We start from the raw sequence: 420 nt of genomic DNA, 5'->3' as shown, positions 1-420 counted from the left end.
TTGTTGATAACACGGGGCAAAAGCCTCTGCTTATCAAGGGCACAAGGTTAAAATCGATCAATCAATACTATAACAAATTAAAGGGCAAGTACATGAGTATTATTCGAAATGGAAAAGGTCCCAAAGAAGGGATATTTAACACTAAACGAATGATATCGTTGGATCGAAAAAGAAATAACCGGGTCATGGATTTTTTGCATAAAGCTAGTGCTAAAGTGGTGGAAATTGCGTTAGTAAGAAACATAGATACCATCATCATTGGAAGGAATATTGGCTGGAAATTGGAGGTTGATATGCAAAAGGCAAATAAGCAAACCTTCATCCAAATTCCATATTCGACTTTCATTGAAATGATTCGATACAAAGCCGAGCGAAAAGGTGTTCAAGTCATTGATAGGGAAGAAAGCTACACTTCCAAGT

1 protein-coding gene is annotated in these 420 nt (G+C 36.9%); it reads left to right on the top strand.

Translation table 11 applies throughout. The annotated features are described in order from the left end of the window. Window positions 1-26: 26 nt before the first annotated feature. The coding region (locus tag TR08_RS21590) for an IS200/IS605 family accessory protein TnpB-related protein (RefSeq protein WP_370576384.1) at window positions 27-420 on the top strand (394 nt) is incomplete at its 3' end.

It is taken from the genome of Neobacillus niacini (assembly GCF_000759675.1).
Lineage (GTDB): Bacteria > Bacillota > Bacilli > Bacillales > Cytobacillaceae > Neobacillus > Neobacillus niacini_A.
The sequence above is the reverse complement of the archived record's forward strand: the minus strand, read 5'-3'. Positions and strand labels throughout refer to the sequence as shown.